The sequence below is a fragment of the Luteimonas fraxinea genome, from assembly GCF_021233355.1.
GTDB lineage: Bacteria > Pseudomonadota > Gammaproteobacteria > Xanthomonadales > Xanthomonadaceae > Luteimonas > Luteimonas fraxinea.
This window is the reverse complement of record NZ_CP089507.1, coordinates 3,838,421-3,857,432: the sequence shown is the minus strand read 5'-3', so window position 1 is coordinate 3,857,432 and position 19,012 is coordinate 3,838,421. Positions and strand designations below refer to the sequence as shown.

Sequence of the window (19,012 nt, the reverse complement as noted above, 5' to 3'; positions counted from 1 at the left end):
CTAGTGTGTTGCGGTGGGACAGACGGGTGCGGACTGCGCCGGAGACCTGCCGGCAAACCACCAGCGCGATTCGCCATCGGCGGCGAGCACGAGCCGGGTACTGCCCCAGTCCATCGCACATGGACCGTCGGCGCGCGGCGCAGTCTGCAGGTCGAGAGCCCGTAAGCCGGGCGCATCCGCTTCCGCCAGATGCAAGGTCCAGCCGAGCCCCTCTAACACGAGGTCTTCGCCGGATGTGCGGCGATCCAAGCCTGCCCGGCTGAGCTGATCGTCCAGCTGCTGCCGCAGTGGGCCGGGCACGCCGACATGCACACCGATGATGTCGATCAGGCCCTGCGCGTGCCGCCAGCGCGGCGCGAGCACGTCGGCGCGCGACGTTCGCGGCGTGGCATCCACCGACGGTGCGAGCCAGGCGACGAGTTCCGGGCGATAGGTCATCGCCCACAGAACGAGATGCGGATTGTCAGCCGTGGCATCGCGCTGCACGGCGTCGTACCACGGCACCGGCGGCGTCGTGCGACGCCAGTGCACGTCGCTCCGGCGCACATCCGGATACACGGCGCGCCAAGCCGTTTCCAGCCGACCGAGATCGCGCGGCGCGTCGTATCCGATCGCCAGACCTACCCTGCCGACGGGCTCGCCGAACCGGTTGCCGGGCGCGAAGAGTTCCAGATATGTCGTGCGTCCACGCAGGAACAGGCGGTCTGCCCCATCGTCCGGCGCGGCGTAGCCCGGCAGTCCGGTATCGGGCGGCGACAGCAGACGTGCGACTGCGTCGCTGCGCTGGATCGCATCGAAGCTGGCCTGATCCAGCACCACGTACAGGTGGTTGAGCGCGACGGGCGGCAAGCGCGCCGATGTCGTGACGGGAAGCGCAAGGCCGACGGACATCGCCGCCATGCAGAACACGGAGAGGACAGGAAGGCGGCGGGACACCATGCGGCGGGCCGGATTGAGCTGATTAGTTACGATATAACATAAAGGAATGGTGCCAAGCCGGACCACAGGCCTTCAGTGGAAATCCCGGGACGGCAACTGCATGCCGCCGAGCATGCCGCTGAGATCCTGCAGATCGCCGGCGATCAGATGGGCGACGCCGTCCACGCGCTCCCATCGGCCGCGCACCGCGAGCAGGCGCGATTCCAGCAACGCACGCCGACGCCGCAACGCGAGATGCGGCCAGACGATCACGTTGATCATTCCGGTCTCGTCTTCCAGCGTGACGAAGATCGTGCCCTTGGCCGTCGCCGGTCGTTGGCGTTGGGTCACAAGTCCCGCGACGTGCACGCCGCTGCCATGCCGGCGCTGCTGCAGATCGCGCAGGCCGATGATCCGGCGCTCGACCATCTGCGCACGCAGCAGGGCCATCGGGTGCTGGCCCAGCGTCAGGCCGGTGCTGCGGTAGTCGGACAGGATTTCCTCGCCCGCACGCGGCTCCGGCAGTTCGACCACGTCTTCATCGGGACTGCCCGGCAGCAGCGGCCGTTGCCGCTCGATGCCCGAGACCGCCCAACGCGCCGCGTTGCGATGTCCGGCCAGCGACGCCAGCGCACCGGATTCGGCGAGCACGCTGCGCGCCTTTTCGTCCAGACCGGCGCGCAGGCACAGGTCCTGGACGCTGGAAAACGGCCGACGCGCGCGTGCGGCGACGATCGCGTCGGCCATCGTTTCCGACAATCCGGCCACCAGACGCAGGCCGAGCCGGATGTCGGGCTGCGTGCCGGGATCGACGTCGCTGCACCACGGACGTCCGCCGACCAGCGTGCAATCGCGATCGCTGACCATCACGTCGACCGGCAACACCTCCACCGCCGCGCGATGCGGACTGCCGCGACGGGCGTCCTGCACGATCTGGCTCGGCGAATAGAAACCCATCGGCTGCGCATTGAGCAGGCCGCAGGCGAACGCGGCAGGCTCATGCCGCTTGAGCCAGCAACTGGCGTAGACCAGCTTCGCGAACGAGGCCGCGTGGCTCTGCGGAAAGCCGTAGGAGCCGAAGCCTTTGATCTGGTCGAAGATCTGGTCGATGAACTCCGACGCGTAGCCCTTGTCTTCCATCAGCCCGCGGATCCGCAGGCGGTGTGGTTCCATATCGCCGCCGCGACGCCAGGCCGCCATCGAACGACGCAGACCATCGGCCTCGTCGGCGTTGTAGCCGGCGTGGATCACCAGCTCCATGACCTGCTCCTGGAACAGCGGCACGCCGAGCGTCGGCCCGAGGATTTCGCGCACGCCTTCGGAGGGATACGTCACCAGCTCGTGTCCCTGCCGGCGTCGCAGATACGGATGCACCATGTCGCCCTGGATCGGACCGGGCCGCACGATCGCGACTTCGACCACGAGGTCGTAAAACTCTTTCGGCTTGAGCCGCGGCAGCATTGCCATCTGCGCGCGCGATTCGATCTGGAACACGCCGACGGTGTCGGCGATCTGGATCATCTCGTAGGTCCGCGCGTCCTCGCGCGGCAGGGTCGCGATTTCGAAAGCGCGTCCGCGCTGGCCGCGCACCAGATTGAGCGCCTTGCGGATGCAGGTCAGCATGCCGAGCGCGAGGCAATCAACCTTCAGCAGCTGCATGGTTTCCAGATCGTCCTTGTCCCACTGGATGATCGTGCGGTGGTCCATCGCCGCGTTTTCGATCGGCACCAGATGCGACAGCGATTCGTTCGAGATGACGAAACCGCCGACATGCTGCGACAGATGCCGCGGGTGGTCGCGCAACATCTCGGTGATCACGAGAATTTTTCCGATCAGCGGGTTGTCGAGATCGAACCCGGCCTCGCTGATGCGCTGTTCCATCGGCGCCTCGCCATTGCCCCAGCCGTAGCAATTGGCGAGCAACGCGATCTGGTCCGGCGGCAGACCGAAGGCCTTGGCGACATCGCGCACCGCGCTCTTGCCGCGATAGGCGATGACCGTCGCCGCCAGCGCGGCGCGTTCGCGGCCGTATTTGGCGTAGACGTACTGGATGACTTCTTCGCGGCGTTCGTGCTCGAAGTCGACGTCGATGTCGGGCGGCTCGTTGCGGTTCTCCGACAGGAAGCGCGCCATCAGCAGGCGCGTGTCGTCCGGATTCACTGCGGTGATGGCGAGGGCGTAGCAGACCGCCGAATTAGCCGACGAGCCGCGGCCCTGGCACAGGATGCCCTCGCCTCTGGCGAAGCGGACGATGTCGGCGACGGTCAGGAAGAACGCCTCGTACTTCAGCTTTGCGATCAATGCCAGTTCGAAATCGATCAGCTCGCGGACCTTGGGGGTCGGCCCGCCCGGCCAGCGAAGGCGAATCCCCTCTTCCGTCAGATGACGCAGCCACGTCGTCGGCGTGTGGCCCTCGGGCACCAGTTCGACCGGATAGTCGTAATGCAGTTCGCGCATGCCGAAACTGCAGCGCGCCGCAAGATCGACAGCGGCCTGCATCAGATCGGCGCCGTAGATGTTGCCGAGCGCGCGCCGCGAACGCAGATGCCGTTCGCCATTGCGGAACAGGTGCTCGCCGCAGTCGGCGATCGGTGTGGTGTGGCGGATGGCGGTCAACGTGTCCTGCAGAATGCGTTCGCGACGGGTGGCCATGTGGACGTCGCCACTGGCGACGGCAGGGATGCCGAGCGTGCGCGACAGCGCCAGCAACGCGGCGAGGCGCTCGGCATCGTCGCGTTCGCGGTGCAGTTCCACGGCCAGATGCGTCCGTACGGGAAACACGTCGCGCAACCAGGCGCCCTGCCCCGCTTCGGGCGTGGCACCCGGCAGCCATACGGCGAACACCCCGGGTGTTTTCCCTCGGAACTCGGCTTCGACATCCGCGCGCGAGAGCCGGTACTGGCCCTTGGTGCCGGCGCGGCGGCCGCGGGTGATCAGCGCGCACAGCTGCGCGTAACCCGCACGGGTTTCGACCAGCAGCACGAAACGTGTGTTGTCGATGAGCCGGAACTCGCTGCCGACGATCAGCTTGAGTCCGGTTTCCTCCGACGCCTCCAGCCCGCGCACGATGCCGGCGAGCGAGCATTCATCGGTGATCGCGAGCGCGCTGTAGCCGCAATGCACGGCGCGCGCGAACAGCTGTTCCGCGCTGGACGCGCCGCGCAGGAACGAAAAATCCGACAGGCAGTGCAGCTCGGCATACGCAGGCAGATCGTCGCGGGTGTCATGGGCGACGTCGTCGTTCGCGGCAGCACGCAGGCGCCCGGCAACACGCAATGCACGCGGCACATGACTGCCGGGCGTGTCGCGGTCCACGCCGTCGATCGCATCGTCCCAGCTCATGCGAACCAGCCGTGCAGCATCCAGCCCTCGAAGCGGCCCGGCGGCACGAATGCCCAGCCGCGCTGGCCCTCGCGGGTTTCGACGACGTAGTAATCGCGGCGCGCATCGGCGTCGTCCCACCAGCCGCTTTCCAGACGCTCCGGCCCGGACACGATGCGCAGGCCGGCGTCGTGCAGCGGCACCGGTTGCGGCAGCAGCCAGGCCGGACGCGGCGGACGCGCAGGTGCATCCGCAATCGCGCCGCCGCCATCGCCGATGCGGCGCGACCATGCGCGTTCGGGGCGCGGATCGCCGGCCGGCGTCACCCGATAGACCGCATCGTCACCGAGCCGTGCGCGCAGCCGTTCGCGCAGATGCGGCCAGTCGAGCGCCTGTTGCGGACGGGTATCGAACAGATCGCGCGCGGCCGGCACGAACGGTGGCAGCTCGCGCGCGAGCAGGCGCATCGCGACGACGGGCCTGGCGATTTCGGTGCGTTCGAGCCGGTTGCGCGCGAGTTCGAACAACATCGTCGACGTGCGCTCGGGTGCGAGCAGGCCGACCTCGACGTCGGTACTGCCCTCCTCGTGTTCCAGCCCGATCACGAAACGTTGCACGCCACCATCGCGCGCAGAGAGATACGTGCACAGGTCGTTGATCAGGCGCCGCAACGGAAACAGCAGCGGCGGATGCGCTTCCACTTCGTAACCAAGTTCGACGCGCATGTCGAAACGATCCGGCGGCGTGTAGCAGGCGACCGGATCGTCGCTCTCGCCATACAGCCTGCGCACGTGCGCCAGCACGTCCGCGCCGAACCGGCGCTGCACGCCAGCACCGGGCAATTCACGTAATGCACCGAGCGTGCGTACGCCCATGCGGTAGAGGCGTTCGCCGGCATCGCCCGGCAATGCGGCACGACGCACCGGCGTGCGATCCAGCAGCGCCGACAGTTCCGCCGCGCCGGTCACCGCGAAGCCATCGCGCAGACCGACCAGCACACGCGCGGCGGTCGGCGACGGCGCGAGCGCGATGCGATGCGCGAAACCCAGCGCCGACAGTTCCTCGCGCAGCGTGCGTTCGAACTGCGACCATGGCCCGAACAGACGGAAGCTCGCCTGCACTTCGAGCACGATCGCGCGCGACCACTGCTGGCTCACCAGCGAACTGTGGCGATACGCCCAGGCGGCCAGAAAACGATGCGCCGTCGATTCGGCCAGTGGATCGTGCGGTTGCGTGCGCACATCGGCCAGCAGCGCATGCGCGGCCGACAGGCGCATGCGGGCCTTCAGTCCGTGCGCGCCCGCCGCGTCGTTGACGCTGTGCAGCGTGCGCAGTTGCGCGGGCCCTTCGACCAGCGCGAACGGTGCGTCGGGATCCGGCAGACGACGGAGAACGGCGTCGAGCGCCAGTTGCGGCAGGAGAAGACAGGCCCAGAGCATCGCAGGAGCATTCAGCTCGCCAATCGCAGCGGTTGCGACGGCACCTGCCCGCCCCGGCATTTGCGCACCTGCCAGGCCTGCACCTCGGGCAGATATTCCAGCCTCAACGCCGCCGGCGAGGCGTTCGCCGCATGACGTCGATCGCGCAATGCAAAGGCATGGCAATCGCCGCTGTCGGCCGCCACCTGCAGGCGCCGCATCAACCGTGCATCACCGGTGTCGGGCCAGCCCAGCACGGCCGCACAGGCACCGCTGCGCAGACATTGCTCGAACGCCCACAGCGCATCGGTGTGCGATGCCTCGACGACATCCAGCGCGTCCAGCCGCACGCCTGCCGCCTGCCACGCCGGTGCATACGGTATGCACGGCGGCGCGACCAGCACCACGCGCCCGCCGGCGGCGGTGATGCGCGACAACGCCGGAAACAGCAAGGAGATTTCGCCGACGCCATCGGCAGGCAGCAGCAGTTCGGTCAATGCACGCGGCGGCCAGCCACCGCCCGGCAGCGCGGCATCGAGCGCGGCATGTCCGGTCGGCTGGCCGATGTCGGCGCATCGCGTGCCGCGTCCAGCCGACCACACCGTGCGCGCGGCGAGCAGAGCATCCAGCGATTGGAGTGCAGGCGCCATGTCAGCCCTGCCGCACCAGGCCGCAGTACAGGCCTTCGATCGCGAAGTCGGCATCGACGGCGACCACGATCGGCGCATGCGCGGGATTGCGCGGCAGCAGGCGCACGCCACCTTCGCGGTGTTCGAGCCGCTTGATGGTGATGGCATCGTCCAGCCGCGCGACGACGGTCTGGCCGTCGCGCGCATCGCGACTGCGGTGCACGCCGACGAGATCGCCTTCGAGAATGCCGTCGTCGATCATCGAATCGCCCTCGACCCGCAGCAGGTAATCCGGGCGCAACGAAAACAGGCTGCGGTCCAGCCACAGCACGCGATCGCTGCCGGTGTCCGGGCCGATCGGCACACCGGCGGCCACGCGTCCGAGCACCGGCAACGCCGCCATGCGTTCGCCCTGCCCCGGCAGCCGCAGCCCGCGCTTCTGACCGGCCTGCAATTCGACGAGTCCGGCCGAGACCAGCGCCTGCACATGCTTCTGCGCGGCATTGCGCGAAGCGAAACCGAAGGCGACGGCAATCTCGGCCAGGCTCGGCGGCGCACCTGCGGCGATGCGCTCGCGCAGGAATTCGAGGACGGCGGCACGCTGGGGAGACAGATCACTCATGGTGTACATTTGTACACCCTCGAAACGCGATGCGCCATGGGTTCCCGCATCGGCCTTCCAGTCCTTTTGCCGGGCTCGCGATGGTTGTGGCGATACGCCTGACCGGTTCATGCATGCGCCCTTGGCCGCGCGATGCGTGCACACCGATGGATGCACAGGAAAACGTTTACAGGGTTGCCCCTAGTGGTCCGCCCTGTATCCGGCGCCTAGCATCGAATCCAGTCTGTCTGGACTCCGGAGCGCCTCGTGGATCGGCAACGCAATCTGTTTCTGTTCCCCGCCCGCTGGCAGCGTTCGAACTGGCAGGCGATGGCGATCGTGCTGCTGGCGTTGCTGGTCGCATCCAACGCGGCCTGGTTGCATGCCAGCCGCAGCGATGACGATGCGGGCGCCTTCTCCCGCCAGCTCGGCCATCTGCCCTCGCCCGAGCGGGTGATTTACGAATACCCGAAGCCGGCCGTCGCAGCGCCTGCTGCACCGAAACTGGTGGCCTACCGTTCGACCCCACTCGAAGCTGGCGAACGCTGCGCCGGCGACCAGGTCATCCGTCGACTGCCGAACGGCTGGGAAGGCACCAACCGCCCCTGCAATCCCTGATCGCCCGGCGCCTCAGCCGCGCCCGCGGTGATTGCAGACCGCGGACACGCGCTCGTTGAGCCGGCGCAGATCGTCATAGCGGCGCTGTGTGCCGAGCTTACGCAAGGCGGTTTCGCGACTGGCACGTGCGGCCAGACATCGCGCGTGCTGGTCGTCGCGTCGGGGCGTCGTCGCACGTGTCGGACGATCCCGCGTCGATGTGACCGCACGACGCTGCGTCGGCGGTTTCGTCGGGCGCTGCATTGCCGTTGTCGCCGGCGGATCCTGCACCTCGGCCGTCCACGTCCGCAGGCTTTCGCCATCGAGGCAGGGCTGCGACTGGTAACTGTGGCCGCCACGACCATCGGCGCATTTGTGCACCGACTGCGCGGCGACCGGCCATGCGACGAACAGCAGCAGAACTGCACAGATCCGCATCGGCGTTCCCTCCATGGAAGAACCGCCTGTGAGCCTGCACGTGTGCCCCGGCTTGCACCATCGTGCGAACGCCCGCGCCGTTTCGGTCGCGGTCCGCAGCGATCGTCAGAAAATTCGCTGACGCTCAGTCGTCGCCGGCCTCACGGGCCTTGCGGATCGCCTCCGCGCGCGCGGCGCGCAGGACGTCGAGCTTGTCCTTGAGCTTGATCTCCAAGCCGCGCCCGACCGGCTGGTAATACACCCGCTCGCCCATCGCATCCGGGAACGCGGTCTGGTCGAGTGCGATGCCGTCTTCGGTGTCGTGGTCGTACTGGTAGCCGGTGCCGTAGCCGAGTTCCTTCATCAGCTTGGTCGGCGCGTTGCGGAAATGCATCGGCACATCCTGCGTGCCGTATTCGCGCACGTCGCGCTTGGCCTGATTGAAGGCCATGTAGCCGGCGTTGGATTTCGCGGTGCTGGCCAGATAGATCACCAGCTGCGCGAGCGCGAGTTCGCCCTCGGGACTGCCGAGGCGGTCATACGTATCCCAGGCATCGATGGACATCTGCAGCGCACGCGGATCGGCCAGACCGATGTCTTCCACCGCCATGCGCGTCATGCGCCGGGCGAGATAGCCGGGATCGCAGCCGCCGTCGAGCATGCGCGTCAGCCAGTACAGCGCGGCATCGGGATTCGAACTGCGCACGCATTTGTGCAGCGCCGAGATCTGGTCGTAGAACTGCTCGCCGCCCTTGTCGAACCGCCGCGTGCGATCGGCCAGCACCTGTTCGATCGTGCTGGCGGTGACTTCGCCGCCCTCGCCCGCCAGTTCGGCGGCGATCTCCAGCAGCGTCAGTGCGCGTCGCACATCGCCATCGGCAGCCACCGCGATCAGCCGCAACAGATCCTCGGCGATCCGCAGGCCGCGATCGCCCAGTCCGCGCTCGGCATCGGCCAGCGCACGGTGCAGCGATTCGAGGATGTCTTCGGGCGATACCGATTCCATCACGTGCACGCGGCAGCGCGACAGCAGCGCGGAGTTCAGTTCGAACGAGGGGTTCTCGGTGGTCGCGCCGACAAACACGATCGTGCCGCGTTCGATGTGCGGCAGGAACGCGTCCTGCTGGGTCTTGTTGAACCGGTGCACCTCGTCGACGAACAGCACCGTGCGGCGCCCGCCCTCGAAGCGGTGCGCGGCTTCGGCCAGTACCTGACGCACTTCGGGCAGGCCCGACAGCACCGCCGAGATCGCCTTGAATTCCGCGTCCGCGTAATGCGCCAGCAGCAGCGCCAGCGTGGTCTTGCCGCAGCCCGGCGGTCCCCACAGCACCATCGAATGGATCTTGCCGGCCTCGACCGCCGTGCGCAGCGCGGTGCCTTCGGCGACCAGACGACGCTGGCCGACCATTTCGTCGAGCTTGGCCGGCCGCATACGTTCGGCCAGCGGACGCATGGCGCTGCGGTCGACCTGCAGCAGGTCGCCGCCGTCGGCGCGGGATGGGCGGGAACGGGGCACGCGATTAACCTGTGACCTGGGACTGCAACGGAGTGCCGGGATGACGATATTGCGACACACGGACGTGATCACAACCGCAACGCTGCAACTGAAGTGGCTCGTCGGCGGCCTTCTGTTGCTCGCCGCTTTGACGACGGCTGCTGCGGACTGGCGCCGCGATGCGGTCGACACGCTGGTCCGCGAAAGCGGCGACCATCGGCTCGTGGTTCTCGGTGAAATGCACGGCACCCGCGAGATTCCGCTGCTGGCGGGCGATCTGGTCGAACGCTGGAGCACGTCCGGACCGGTGCTGCTCGCGCTGGAGATTCCGGCGAGAGAGCATCCGGCGCTGCGCGAGGTGGTGACCGGCGGTGGCACGGAGGCCTTGATAGACGGTCTGCGGCAACGGCCGTGGTGGACGCTGTCACCCGACCAGAGCGATGGCCGTCGCAGCGAAGACGTGCTGTCGCTGGTACAGCGCATCGGTGCGCTGCGCGGCGAAGGACGCGATGTCACGATCCTGGCGTTCGATCCGCGCAGTCAACGCTGCTTCGAACTCGATAACTGTGAAGCGGCGATGGCCCATGTCCTCCGGCGCGCGTATGACGCTTTCCCACGCGGGCGCATCCTGGTCGTCACCGGCAATGTCCACGCTATGCGAAAACGTCCGCCCAACGCCCCTGCTCTGTTTCCGCAGATGCCAATGACCGCACATCTGCGTGATCTTGTGCCCGTGTCGATCGACATCTCCGCGGCGCGTGGGGCGTTCTGGGCATGCATGGACGACGATGCTTGCCGGGCTTTTCCGGCGGACACCCTGCCGCGTAATGCAGGCCGCCAGCGCGACGATGCGCCCTACGACTACCGGCTCGTGCTGCCGGCATTCACGCCGATCCGGCAGGTCGGTGAAGCGGGCCGATAGCCGTTTTATAGATTCTGCAGAACGCAAACGGCCGCCCGAAGGCGGCCGCTCGATGCGAGGTCTCGCGAGTCCCGCAACGCGGGGCGCGACAGACTTATTCCTCGCCCACCACATCCACACCCGCCGGCGGCGTGTAGCGGAAGGTATCGGCAGCGAACGTCGGGTTGCGCTTCCAGCCGCTGAACCCGATCGTCGTGCGCTGGCCCAGCGTATCGTGGATTTCCATGCGCGACAGGCTGCCGTCGCTGCCGAAGCCCAGACGGGCGCGTTCGAACGCGGCGTTCTCGGCGCGCTTGGGGCGCAGCTCGAGCCAGTTCAGTCCACCGGCGCTGCCGGCTTCGGCGACGCTGAAGTCGCGGTCGAGCTTCGACGGGTCGATCAACGCGGCCAGCGGGCTGTCCTGTTCCTCGCTGCCCTGCGAACGGCGCGTGACCTGCTGCAGGTCGGGGTCGTAGACCCACACGGTGCGACCATCGGCGACGATCAGCTGCGGATACGGCTTCACGTATTCCCAGCGGAACAGACGCGGCGCCGACAGCGCCAGCGTGCCGCTCGAGCTTTCCTTGACCCGGCCGTTGCCGTCGGCGACCTGCTGGGTGAACTGGGCTTCGAGGCCCTTGAGGCCGCGCGTGAACTGCTCGAGCTGCGGGCGCGCATCGGCGGCCTGCGCGACGCCGGCCACCATCAGTACGGCAGCGGCGGCGAACCAGCGGGAATGACGGATCATCGAGCGCATACGGGAGAACCTCTGGGTTCGATATGACGTTGGATCGGAGTGTGCGAATTCTTTGCTGAATGCGGCGACGACGACGCAAGCCTGCGCTGAGGCCGTGCATCGACGATTCATCGCGGGTCGCGCAGCGGCGGCTCGATCAGCGCGGCGGTGGCGGCGGCGCGAGCACGCTGCGGTCGCCGTTGTGCTCGGGCGGCGTGACCACGCCGGCCGCTTCCATCGCCTCGACCAGACGCGCGGCGCGGTTGTAGCCGATCTTCAGTCGGCGCTGCACACCGGAGATCGAAGCGCGGCGCGTTTCGGTGACGATCTTGACCGCTTCGTCGTACAGCGGATCGCTTTCGTCGCCACCGCCGCCGCCGCTTTCCGGCAGGCCGGTCGCACCGACCACGGTGCCGTCGCCCATCGTCTGCACTTCGTCGAGCACGCCGGTGATGTATTGGGCCTGGCCGCTCTGCTTGAGGTGTTCGACGACGCGGTGCACTTCCTCGTCGGACACGAACGCGCCATGCACACGCTCGGGCATCGCCGTGCCCGGCGGCAGATATAGCATGTCGCCGTTGCCGAGAAGCGTTTCCGCGCCGGACTGGTCGAGGATGGTGCGCGAATCGATCTTGGAGCTGACCTGGAACGCGATGCGGGTCGGGATGTTGGCCTTGATCAGGCCCGTGATCACGTCCACCGACGGCCGCTGCGTGGCGAGGATCAGATGGATGCCGGCCGCGCGCGCCTTCTGCGCCAGACGTGCGATGAGTTCTTCGACCTTCTTGCCGACGATCATCATCATGTCGGCGAATTCGTCGATGAAGATGACGATGTAGGGCAGCGGCTCGAGCAGTTCGGCGACGTCGCTCGATTCCGGATTCGGCCGGAACAGTGGATCGGACATCGGCTGCCCGGCGTCCTGCGCGTCTTTCACCTTCTTGTTGAAGCCGGCCAGGTTGCGCACACCGACCGCGCTCATCAGCTTGTAGCGGCGCTCCATCTCCGCCACGCACCAACGCAGGCCGTTGCCGGCCTCCTTCATGTCGGTGACCACTGGCGCCAGCAGATGCGGAATGCCCTCGTAGACGCTGAGCTCCAGCATCTTCGGGTCGATCATCAGCATGCGCAGTTCTTTCGGGCTGGCCTTGAACAGCAGGCTCAGCACCATCGAATTGACCGCGACCGATTTGCCCGAACCGGTGGTACCGGCGACCAGCAGATGCGGCATGCGCGCCAGATCGGCGACCACCGACTGGCCGCTGATGCCCTTGCCCAGCGCCAGCGTCAGCGGGCTCGGCGACTTGTCGTATTCCTTGGAGCGCAGCAGCTCGGAGAGATAGATCATCTCCCGGCGCACGTTCGGGATTTCCAGGCCGATCACCGACTTGCCCGGAATCACGTCGACGACGCGCACCGACTTGACCGACAGGCCACGGGCGATGTCCTTGTCGAGCGAACTGATCTGGCTGACCTTGACGCCCGGCGCCGGCTCCATCTCGAAACGCGTGATCACCGGACCCGGCTGCGCTTCCTTGACCTCCACATCGATGCGGAAGTCCTTGAGCTTGAACTCGATCTGCCGCGACAGCGTTTCCAGCGTCTCCTCGTCGTAGCCCTTGGGCTGCGGCTTGGGATCATCGAGCAGCGACAGCGGCGGCAGGTCCGACCCGTTGGCGTTGACGCCGTGGAACATCGGGATCTGCTGTTCGCGCTTGGCGCGTTCGCTCTTCTCGACCACCGGCGGCACGACCGGCGCTTCGATCTTCACCGGCGCGCGCTTGGCCCGCAGTTCGGTGTCGACCTTGCGCGCCTCGGTGCGCTCCTCGCGGTGCACGCGGGCTTCCTTCCAGTCCGTCGCCTGCTTGCTGCTGCGGCGGAACAGCACCGGCAGCTTCATGACCCAACCGCCGAGGCGGTCCATCAACGCGAACCAAGACAGGCCCGTCGCCAGCGTCACCGACACCAGGAACAGCGCGAGCAGGAACAGATTGCCGCCGACCGGGCCGATCGCGCCGTAGAGCGAATTGCCGACCAGCCGACCGAGAATGCCGCCGCCACCGGCCGACAGGTTCTGCACTGCCGGCACCCGCAGGTACAGCAGACCGGTCGCCGACACCAGAAAGCCGACGATGCCGACCAGACGCAGGGCCGGGCCGAAATCGGCCGTGCCCTCGGGGTCGCGTTCGATGCCGAACAGCGCGATCCATGCGATCGCGCCGAGGATCACCGGCAACAGATAGGCGACGTAACCGCATAGATGCAGCAGTACGTCGGCAATCCACGCGCCAACCGGGCCGCCGACATTGTTCAGCGGCGCGGTGACGCTACCGGCATTGGTCCAGCCCGGATCGGTGTGCGAGTACGTGACCAGACACGCCAGCAGATACAGCAGCAGCGGCGCGATCAGGATCAGCGCGATGTCGCGGACCAGCCGCTGGCGACGCGGATTCGGCGCTGCCTTGGCGGACGCCGCGGGTGCGGCGTCCTTGGCTGCGCTGCGCGTGCGCTTGGAGCGGTCTGAAAGCGGTCGTGCCACCGTGCGTCTTTACCTGAGGAAGTCGGTACAGGCCTTTGATCTTACGTCAAAGTTTCATGCCCTGCAGCGCAGGATGCACAAGCTTGCCGCCTTCGACGTTGATGCCGCGGACCAGCGCCTGGTTGTCGCGCCACTGGCCCGAAGCGAGCTTGTTGACCCACGGCAGGATCGCCGCGCAGATCGCCTGCGACGAGGTCTGCGGCACGGCGCCGGGCATGTTGGTCACGCAGAAATGGGTCACGCCCTCTTCCACGTAGACCGGCTCCTTCCAGGTCGTGCCACGCGAGGTTTCGAAGCAGCCGCCCTGGTCGATCGAGATATCGACGAGCACGCTGCCGTCCTCCATCGACTTGATCATCTCGCGGCTGACCACGTGCGGCGCAACCGCACCGGTGACCAGCACCGCGCCGATCACCAGATCCGCCGAGGCAACCTCACGAGCGACGACGTCGTCATAGGGATACAGCGCGGTGACGTTGTTGCCCAGACGCATCATCTGTTCCATGCGGTCCTGGCGCTTCTCGAACACCACGACGTTGGCGCCGCCGGCCGCAGCCAGCGCCGCCGACGCACCGCCGGCCACGCCAGCGCCGAACACCACGACCTTGCCGCGCTCGGTCGACGGCAGGCCGCCGAGCAGCTTGCCCTTGCCGCCCAGCGGCTGGTGCAGGTAGTGCGTGCCGATCTGCACGGCGATCTTGCCGGCAATCACCGACATCGGCGCCAGCAGCGGCAGCTCGCCGTTGTCGAGCTCGACTGTCTCGAAGGCGACGCCGGTCAGGCCGATATCGAGCAGACGCCTGGTCAGCTCCGGCAGCGGCGCCAGATGCAGGTAGCAGAACAGCAGATGGTCCTTGCGCAGCAGCGCGAGGTCGCCTTCGATCGGCTCCTTGACCTTGACGATCAGTTCGCCCTTCTCGTACAGCGCGGCCGCGTCCGGCGCGATCTTCACGCCCAGACGGGTGTAGGCCTCGTCGCTGAAGCCCGACTTCAGGCCCGCGCCCTGCTGCACCCACACTTCGTGACCACGGTTGACCAGATCGCCCGCCGCTTCCGGCACCAGGGCCACGCGGCCTTCGAGGGTCTTGGTCTCACTCGGAATACCGATACGCATGTCGCCGACTCCTGCACAAAAAAACGCCGCTTTCGGCGGCGTGTCGCGGATGGATTGTTCCGGTCGGCTGACGCTGCCGAACCTTGTTTTGCGGGGGGCGCACCGCCAAGCTATGGACCACGTCAGGCCGCAGTGCCGAAGCCCGCGAGTATACATGAGCGTCCCGAATACCAGCCCCCGCCACCTCCGTCTGCTGATCCTCGGATCCGGCCCCGCCGGCTGGACCGCAGCCGTCTACGCCGCGCGCGCCAACCTGAAACCGGTGGTCATCACCGGAATGCAGATGGGCGGCCAGCTGATGACGACCACCGAGGTCGACAACTGGCCGGGCGACGCGCACGGGCTGATGGGGCCGGACCTGATGGCGCGCATGCAGGCGCATGCCGAGCGCTTCGATACCGAAACCATCTTCGACCACATCCACACCGCCGATCTGTCGCAGCGTCCGTTCCGCCTCAAGGGCGACAGCGGCGAGTACACCGCCGACGCCATCATCATCGCGACCGGCGCGACCGCGAAGTACCTCGGCCTGCCGTCGGAAGAGGCGTACAAGGGCCGCGGCGTCTCCGCCTGCGCCACCTGCGACGGCTTCTTCTACAAGGACCAGGACGTCGCCGTGGTCGGCGGCGGCAACACCGCGGTCGAGGAAGCGCTGTACCTGTCGAACATCGCCAAGACCGTCTATCTGGTCCATCGCCGCGACACGCTGCGCGCCGAGAAGATCATGCAGGACAAGCTCAACGCGAAGATCCAGGCCGGCAAGATCGTGCCGGCGTGGCATCACACGGTCGACGAAGTGCTCGGCAACGATGCCGGCGTGACCGGTCTGCGCCTCAAATCCGTACAGGACGACAGCACCCGCGAGATCGCCGTGCACGGCTTCTTCGTGGCGATCGGCCACACGCCGAACACCACGCTGTTCGAAGGCCAGCTGGCAATGAACAACGGCTACCTCGAGATCCGCTCGGGCATCGACGGCAATGCGACCGCGACCAACGTGCCGGGTGTGTTCGCCGCCGGCGACGTGACCGACCAGCACTACCGTCAGGCGATCACTTCGGCCGGCTTCGGTTGCATGGCCGCGCTCGACGCCGAACGCTTCCTCGACCAGCAGGGCTGAGTCCCGATGCCAGGCGCATGCGTTCCGGCCCCGCGCGCGGGACGCTGCGCATGACCCTGGCGCAACTGCGATTGATTCTGCGCCGGGAATCCCGGCGCATGTGGGTGCGCGCGACGATCTACTGCGGCCTGGCGATCGTCACCGCGCTGGTCGGCGCCCTGGTCAAGACCTGGATTCCTGAATCGCTGGCCGGCCGCATCGGTGCCGATTCGGTCGGCAACCTGCTCGGCATCCTCGCCGCGTCGATGCTGGCGGTGACGACATTCTCGCTGTCGACGATGGTCTCGGCCTACAGCTCGGCCTCGACCAGCGCCACGCCGCGGGCGACGCGCCTGCTTATCGCCGACAGCGGCGCCCAAGGCGCGCTGGCGACTTTCATCGGCGCGTTCCTGTTCGCGGTCGTCGGTCTGATCGCCCTGAGCACCGGCATCTACGGCGACAGCGGTCGCGTCGTGCTGTTCGCCGCCACCGTGCTGGTGATCGTGCTGATCACCCTGACCCTGTTGCGCTGGATCGAGCAGCTGTCGAGCTTTGGCCGGCTCGGCGCGACGATCAATCTGGTCGAGGACGTAACCCGGCGCGCGATGCGCCAGTACGCGGCCGATCCGTATCTCGGCGCGGCCCCCTCGCCCGGTGTGCCTGCAGATGCGACGCCGTTCGAGGCCCGGGACATCGGCTACGTCGAGCACATCGATGTCGCGCTGCTGGCGGCGATCGCAGCCGAACATGACGGCGAGATCCACGTGGTGTCACTGCCGGGCGTGTTCGCCGCCCCCGGTCGTGCGCTGGTCGCCGCACGCGGTCTGCCTGCAACCGATGCGGTTGTCGAGCGCGTGCGCAGCGCGTTCACCATCAGCGACGAACGCAGCTTCGAGCAGGACCCGCGCTACGGCTTCGTCGTGCTGACCGAGATCGGCAGCCGCGCGCTGTCGGCCAGCATCAACGATGCCGGCACCGCGATCGACATCATCGGCACCGTGACCCGGCTGATGTGCGAGTGGGCGCGGCTGGGCGTGCCGGCAGGCGCAACCGATATCCGCCATGCGCGCGTGTTCGTGCCCGCGATCGACATCGACGATGTGTTCGGCGATCTGTATCCCTCGCTGGCCCGCGATGGCGCCGGTCTGGTGGAAATCGGTATCCGCATGCAGAAGGGACTCGCGGCAATTGCCGCGTCCGGCGATCCCGTCTTCGCCGCGGCCGCCAGCCGCCACGCGGGACTGGCGATGGCGCGCGCGATGACCGCGCTGACGTTCGAGCCCGACCGCGAGCTGTTGCGGCGCACCGTCATCGAAGCCGGCGACAGCGTCGACGGACGCAGCGGATGACCGCGCTGCGCGTGCTGTCGCAACTGTCGGATGTGCCGGCAGCGGACTGGGATGCGCTGCATGACGGCAACCCCTTCGTCAGCCATGCCTTTCTCGCAGGCCTGGAGCAGCACGGCTGCCTGCGCGCCGAATGGGGCTGGACGCCGCAGCATCTGACGCTGTGGGACGACGACACGCTGATCGCCGCGGCACCCGCGTACCGCAAGACCAACTCGCACGGCGAGTTCGTGTTCGACCACGCCTGGGCGCATGCGTATGCGCAGTACGGCCATGACTATTTCCCGAAGCTGCTGGTCGCCTCGCCCTATTCGCCGGTGACCGGTCCGCGTCTGCTGGCGCGCGACGCCGCTGCACAGACCGCGCTGCGCGTCGCCATCGAACGCGCGACTGGCGATGCGGGCTGGTCGTCCGCTCACGTCAATTTCCATACCGCAGCGGAAGCGGACGCCTTCGGCGCTGACTGGCTGCCGCGCATCGACGTGCAGTACCACTGGCGCAATCCCAACGACTGGTCGACGTTCGATGACTACCTCGCCGCGATGGACCACAAGCACCGCAAGAACATCCGCCAGGAACGCGCCAAGGTCGCGCGCGCCGGGGTGACCTTCCGCGTGCTGCACGGCGACGAGGCCAGCGACGACGATCTCGCGACGATGTATCGCTTCTATCTGCAGACCTTCGCCGAATACGGCAACTCGCCCGCGCTGACGCTCGATTTCCTGCGGCATCTCGCCAAGACGATGCCGCGCCAGCTGGTGCTGGTGCTGGCCGACCTCGGCGACGTTCCCGTCGCCGGTGCGCTGTGCCTGCGCGGTGGCGACACGTTGTACGGCCGCTACTGGGGCGCGATCGCCACCCTGCCCGGCCTGCATTTCGAAACCTGCTATTATCAGGGCATCGACTACTGCCTGCGGACAGGCCTGCGTCACTTCGAACCCGGCGCACAGGGCGAACACAAACTCGCGCGTGGCTTTCTGCCGACGCTGGTGCACAGCCGCCACTGGATCGCCGATCCCGAATTCCGCCGCGCGCTGCACGAGTGGTGCGCGCAGGAAGCGCAGTCGATCCGCGGTTACGCCGCAACACTCGCCGCCAGCAGTCCGTTCCGGCGGCCCACGCCGTGAGCCTGCATCTGCCGCGCCTCGGCGTGGAGCCGGATGCGCCGTTTCCGCCGGTCGACAGCGCATTGCGCCGTCCCGACGGCCTGCTCGCGTTCGGTGGCGACCTGTCGGTGCCGCGACTGCACAACGCCTATCGGCATGGCGTGTTTCCGTGGTTCTCCGACGGCCAGCCGATCCTGTGGTGGTCGCCGGATCCGCGCACGGTGTTCGAGACCGCGGAGCTGCGCCCCAATCGCCGCTTCGCACGCACCTTGCGCGGCAGCGACTGGACCCTGCGTGCCGATACCGCGTTCGCCGAGGTCGTGACTGCCTGCGCGCAGGCGCCACGCCCCGGGCAGGATGGCACCTGGATCACCGATTCCATGCGCGACGCCTACGCCGCGTTGCACGCGGCAGGCGCCGCCCACAGCGTCGAAGTGTTCGACGGCGCCGAGCTCGTCGGCGGCATCTACGGCGTGTCGATCGGCCGGATGTTCTTCGGCGAAAGCATGTTCAGTGCCCGCACCGGCGCCTCGAAAGCGGCATTGTTCGGTCTCGCCCGGCAGATGCGTCACTGGGACATGCCGCTGATCGATGCCCAAGTCGGCAATCCGCACCTGGCGTCACTGGGCGCGGCCAGCTGGCCGCGTGAACGGTTCATCGAATCGGTCGACGTTCTGGCCGAAGCGCCGGCCCCGGTCATGGGCGCATGGACCGGGGCGTTCGGCGAAATCCCGGCCGCCTTGCTGGGCGCGCCAGACTGACGCTCATGGTTGGC

At 67.6% G+C, this 19,012-nt stretch carries 16 protein-coding genes; 6 read left to right on the top strand and 10 right to left on the bottom strand.

Annotated elements, in window-relative coordinates; genetic code table 11:
- Genes LU699_RS17575 through lexA form a run of 5 tightly spaced genes read right to left on the bottom strand, consistent with a single transcriptional unit; the run spans nucleotide 1 to nucleotide 6,908 of the window.
- Nucleotides 1-1,005: a DUF5829 family protein gene (locus tag LU699_RS17575; RefSeq protein ID WP_232580313.1), complete on the bottom strand. Its 1,005-nt coding sequence runs from the start codon at nucleotides 1,003-1,005 to the stop codon at nucleotides 1-3.
- Between the two features lie 6 nt (nucleotides 1,006-1,011).
- Nucleotides 1,012-4,260 carry an error-prone DNA polymerase gene (locus LU699_RS17570; protein ID WP_232135295.1) on the bottom strand — a complete coding sequence of 1,083 codons (3,249 nt, stop codon included), beginning with the start codon at nucleotides 4,258-4,260 and terminating at the stop codon, nucleotides 1,012-1,014.
- Nucleotides 4,257-5,678 carry a Y-family DNA polymerase gene (locus tag LU699_RS17565; protein WP_232135296.1) on the bottom strand — a complete coding sequence of 474 codons (1,422 nt, stop codon included), beginning with the start codon at nucleotides 5,676-5,678 and terminating at the stop codon, nucleotides 4,257-4,259. The genes LU699_RS17570 and LU699_RS17565 overlap by 4 nt, the downstream gene beginning before the upstream one ends.
- 11 nt (nucleotides 5,679-5,689) lie before the next feature.
- Nucleotides 5,690-6,307 (bottom strand): translesion DNA synthesis-associated protein ImuA, encoded by a 618-nt coding sequence (gene imuA, locus LU699_RS17560; RefSeq protein ID WP_232135298.1) that lies wholly within the window; start codon nucleotides 6,305-6,307, stop codon nucleotides 5,690-5,692.
- A gap of 1 nt (nucleotide 6,308) precedes the next feature.
- Nucleotides 6,309-6,908, bottom strand: coding sequence for a transcriptional repressor LexA (gene lexA / locus LU699_RS17555; protein ID WP_232135300.1), 600 nt, complete (start codon nucleotides 6,906-6,908; stop codon nucleotides 6,309-6,311).
- A 246-nt stretch (nucleotides 6,909-7,154) separates the two neighbouring features.
- On the opposite strand from lexA, the gene LU699_RS17550 reads away from it, so the two are divergent.
- Complete coding sequence (locus LU699_RS17550; RefSeq protein WP_232135302.1) at nucleotides 7,155-7,505, top strand: hypothetical protein; 351 nt, start codon at nucleotides 7,155-7,157, stop codon at nucleotides 7,503-7,505.
- A 12-nt stretch (nucleotides 7,506-7,517) separates the two neighbouring features.
- On the opposite strand, the gene LU699_RS17545 is transcribed toward LU699_RS17550, so the two are convergent.
- Entirely contained in the window at nucleotides 7,518-7,922 is a 405-nt protein-coding gene (locus LU699_RS17545; protein ID WP_232135304.1) for a hypothetical protein, read from the bottom strand.
- Nucleotides 7,923-8,046: 124 nt separating this feature from the next.
- Entirely contained in the window at nucleotides 8,047-9,354 is a 1,308-nt protein-coding gene (locus tag LU699_RS17540) for a replication-associated recombination protein A (RefSeq protein ID WP_232136158.1), read from the bottom strand.
- A gap of 112 nt (nucleotides 9,355-9,466) precedes the next feature.
- Between LU699_RS17540 and LU699_RS17535 the strand changes: the two genes are divergently transcribed.
- Complete coding sequence (locus tag LU699_RS17535) at nucleotides 9,467-10,318, top strand: calcium-binding protein (protein ID WP_232580312.1); 852 nt, start codon at nucleotides 9,467-9,469, stop codon at nucleotides 10,316-10,318.
- A gap of 94 nt (nucleotides 10,319-10,412) precedes the next feature.
- On the opposite strand, the gene lolA is transcribed toward LU699_RS17535, so the two are convergent.
- From lolA to LU699_RS17520, 3 genes are all read right to left on the bottom strand, one after another.
- On the bottom strand, nucleotides 10,413-11,045 hold the full coding sequence (gene lolA / locus LU699_RS17530) for an outer membrane lipoprotein periplasmic chaperone LolA (RefSeq protein WP_268738727.1): 633 nt from the start codon (nucleotides 11,043-11,045) through the stop codon (nucleotides 10,413-10,415).
- A 145-nt stretch (nucleotides 11,046-11,190) separates the two neighbouring features.
- Entirely contained in the window at nucleotides 11,191-13,572 is a 2,382-nt protein-coding gene (locus LU699_RS17525; protein ID WP_232135309.1) for a DNA translocase FtsK, read from the bottom strand.
- A 46-nt stretch (nucleotides 13,573-13,618) separates the two neighbouring features.
- Nucleotides 13,619-14,686: an alanine dehydrogenase gene (locus tag LU699_RS17520; RefSeq protein ID WP_232135311.1), complete on the bottom strand. Its 1,068-nt coding sequence runs from the start codon at nucleotides 14,684-14,686 to the stop codon at nucleotides 13,619-13,621.
- Nucleotides 14,687-14,840: 154 nt separating this feature from the next.
- On the opposite strand from LU699_RS17520, the gene trxB reads away from it, so the two are divergent.
- From trxB to aat, 4 genes are read left to right on the top strand one after another with little or no spacing between them, the layout of a single operon-like run.
- Nucleotides 14,841-15,806 carry a thioredoxin-disulfide reductase gene (gene trxB / locus LU699_RS17515; protein ID WP_232135313.1) on the top strand — a complete coding sequence of 322 codons (966 nt, stop codon included), beginning with the start codon at nucleotides 14,841-14,843 and terminating at the stop codon, nucleotides 15,804-15,806.
- 17 nt (nucleotides 15,807-15,823) lie between these two features.
- A complete protein-coding gene (locus LU699_RS17510) occupies nucleotides 15,824-17,134 on the top strand; it encodes a DUF2254 domain-containing protein (protein WP_232135314.1) in 1,311 nt (436 codons plus the stop codon).
- Nucleotides 17,131-18,258, top strand: a complete 1,128-nt coding sequence (locus LU699_RS17505) for a GNAT family N-acetyltransferase (protein WP_232135316.1) — start codon at nucleotides 17,131-17,133, stop codon at nucleotides 18,256-18,258. Before LU699_RS17510 ends, LU699_RS17505 begins: the two co-directional genes overlap by 4 nt.
- Nucleotides 18,255-18,998 (top strand): leucyl/phenylalanyl-tRNA--protein transferase, encoded by a 744-nt coding sequence (gene aat, locus LU699_RS17500; RefSeq protein ID WP_232135318.1) that lies wholly within the window; start codon nucleotides 18,255-18,257, stop codon nucleotides 18,996-18,998. Before LU699_RS17505 ends, aat begins: the two co-directional genes overlap by 4 nt.
- Nucleotides 18,999-19,012 lie beyond the last annotated feature (14 nt).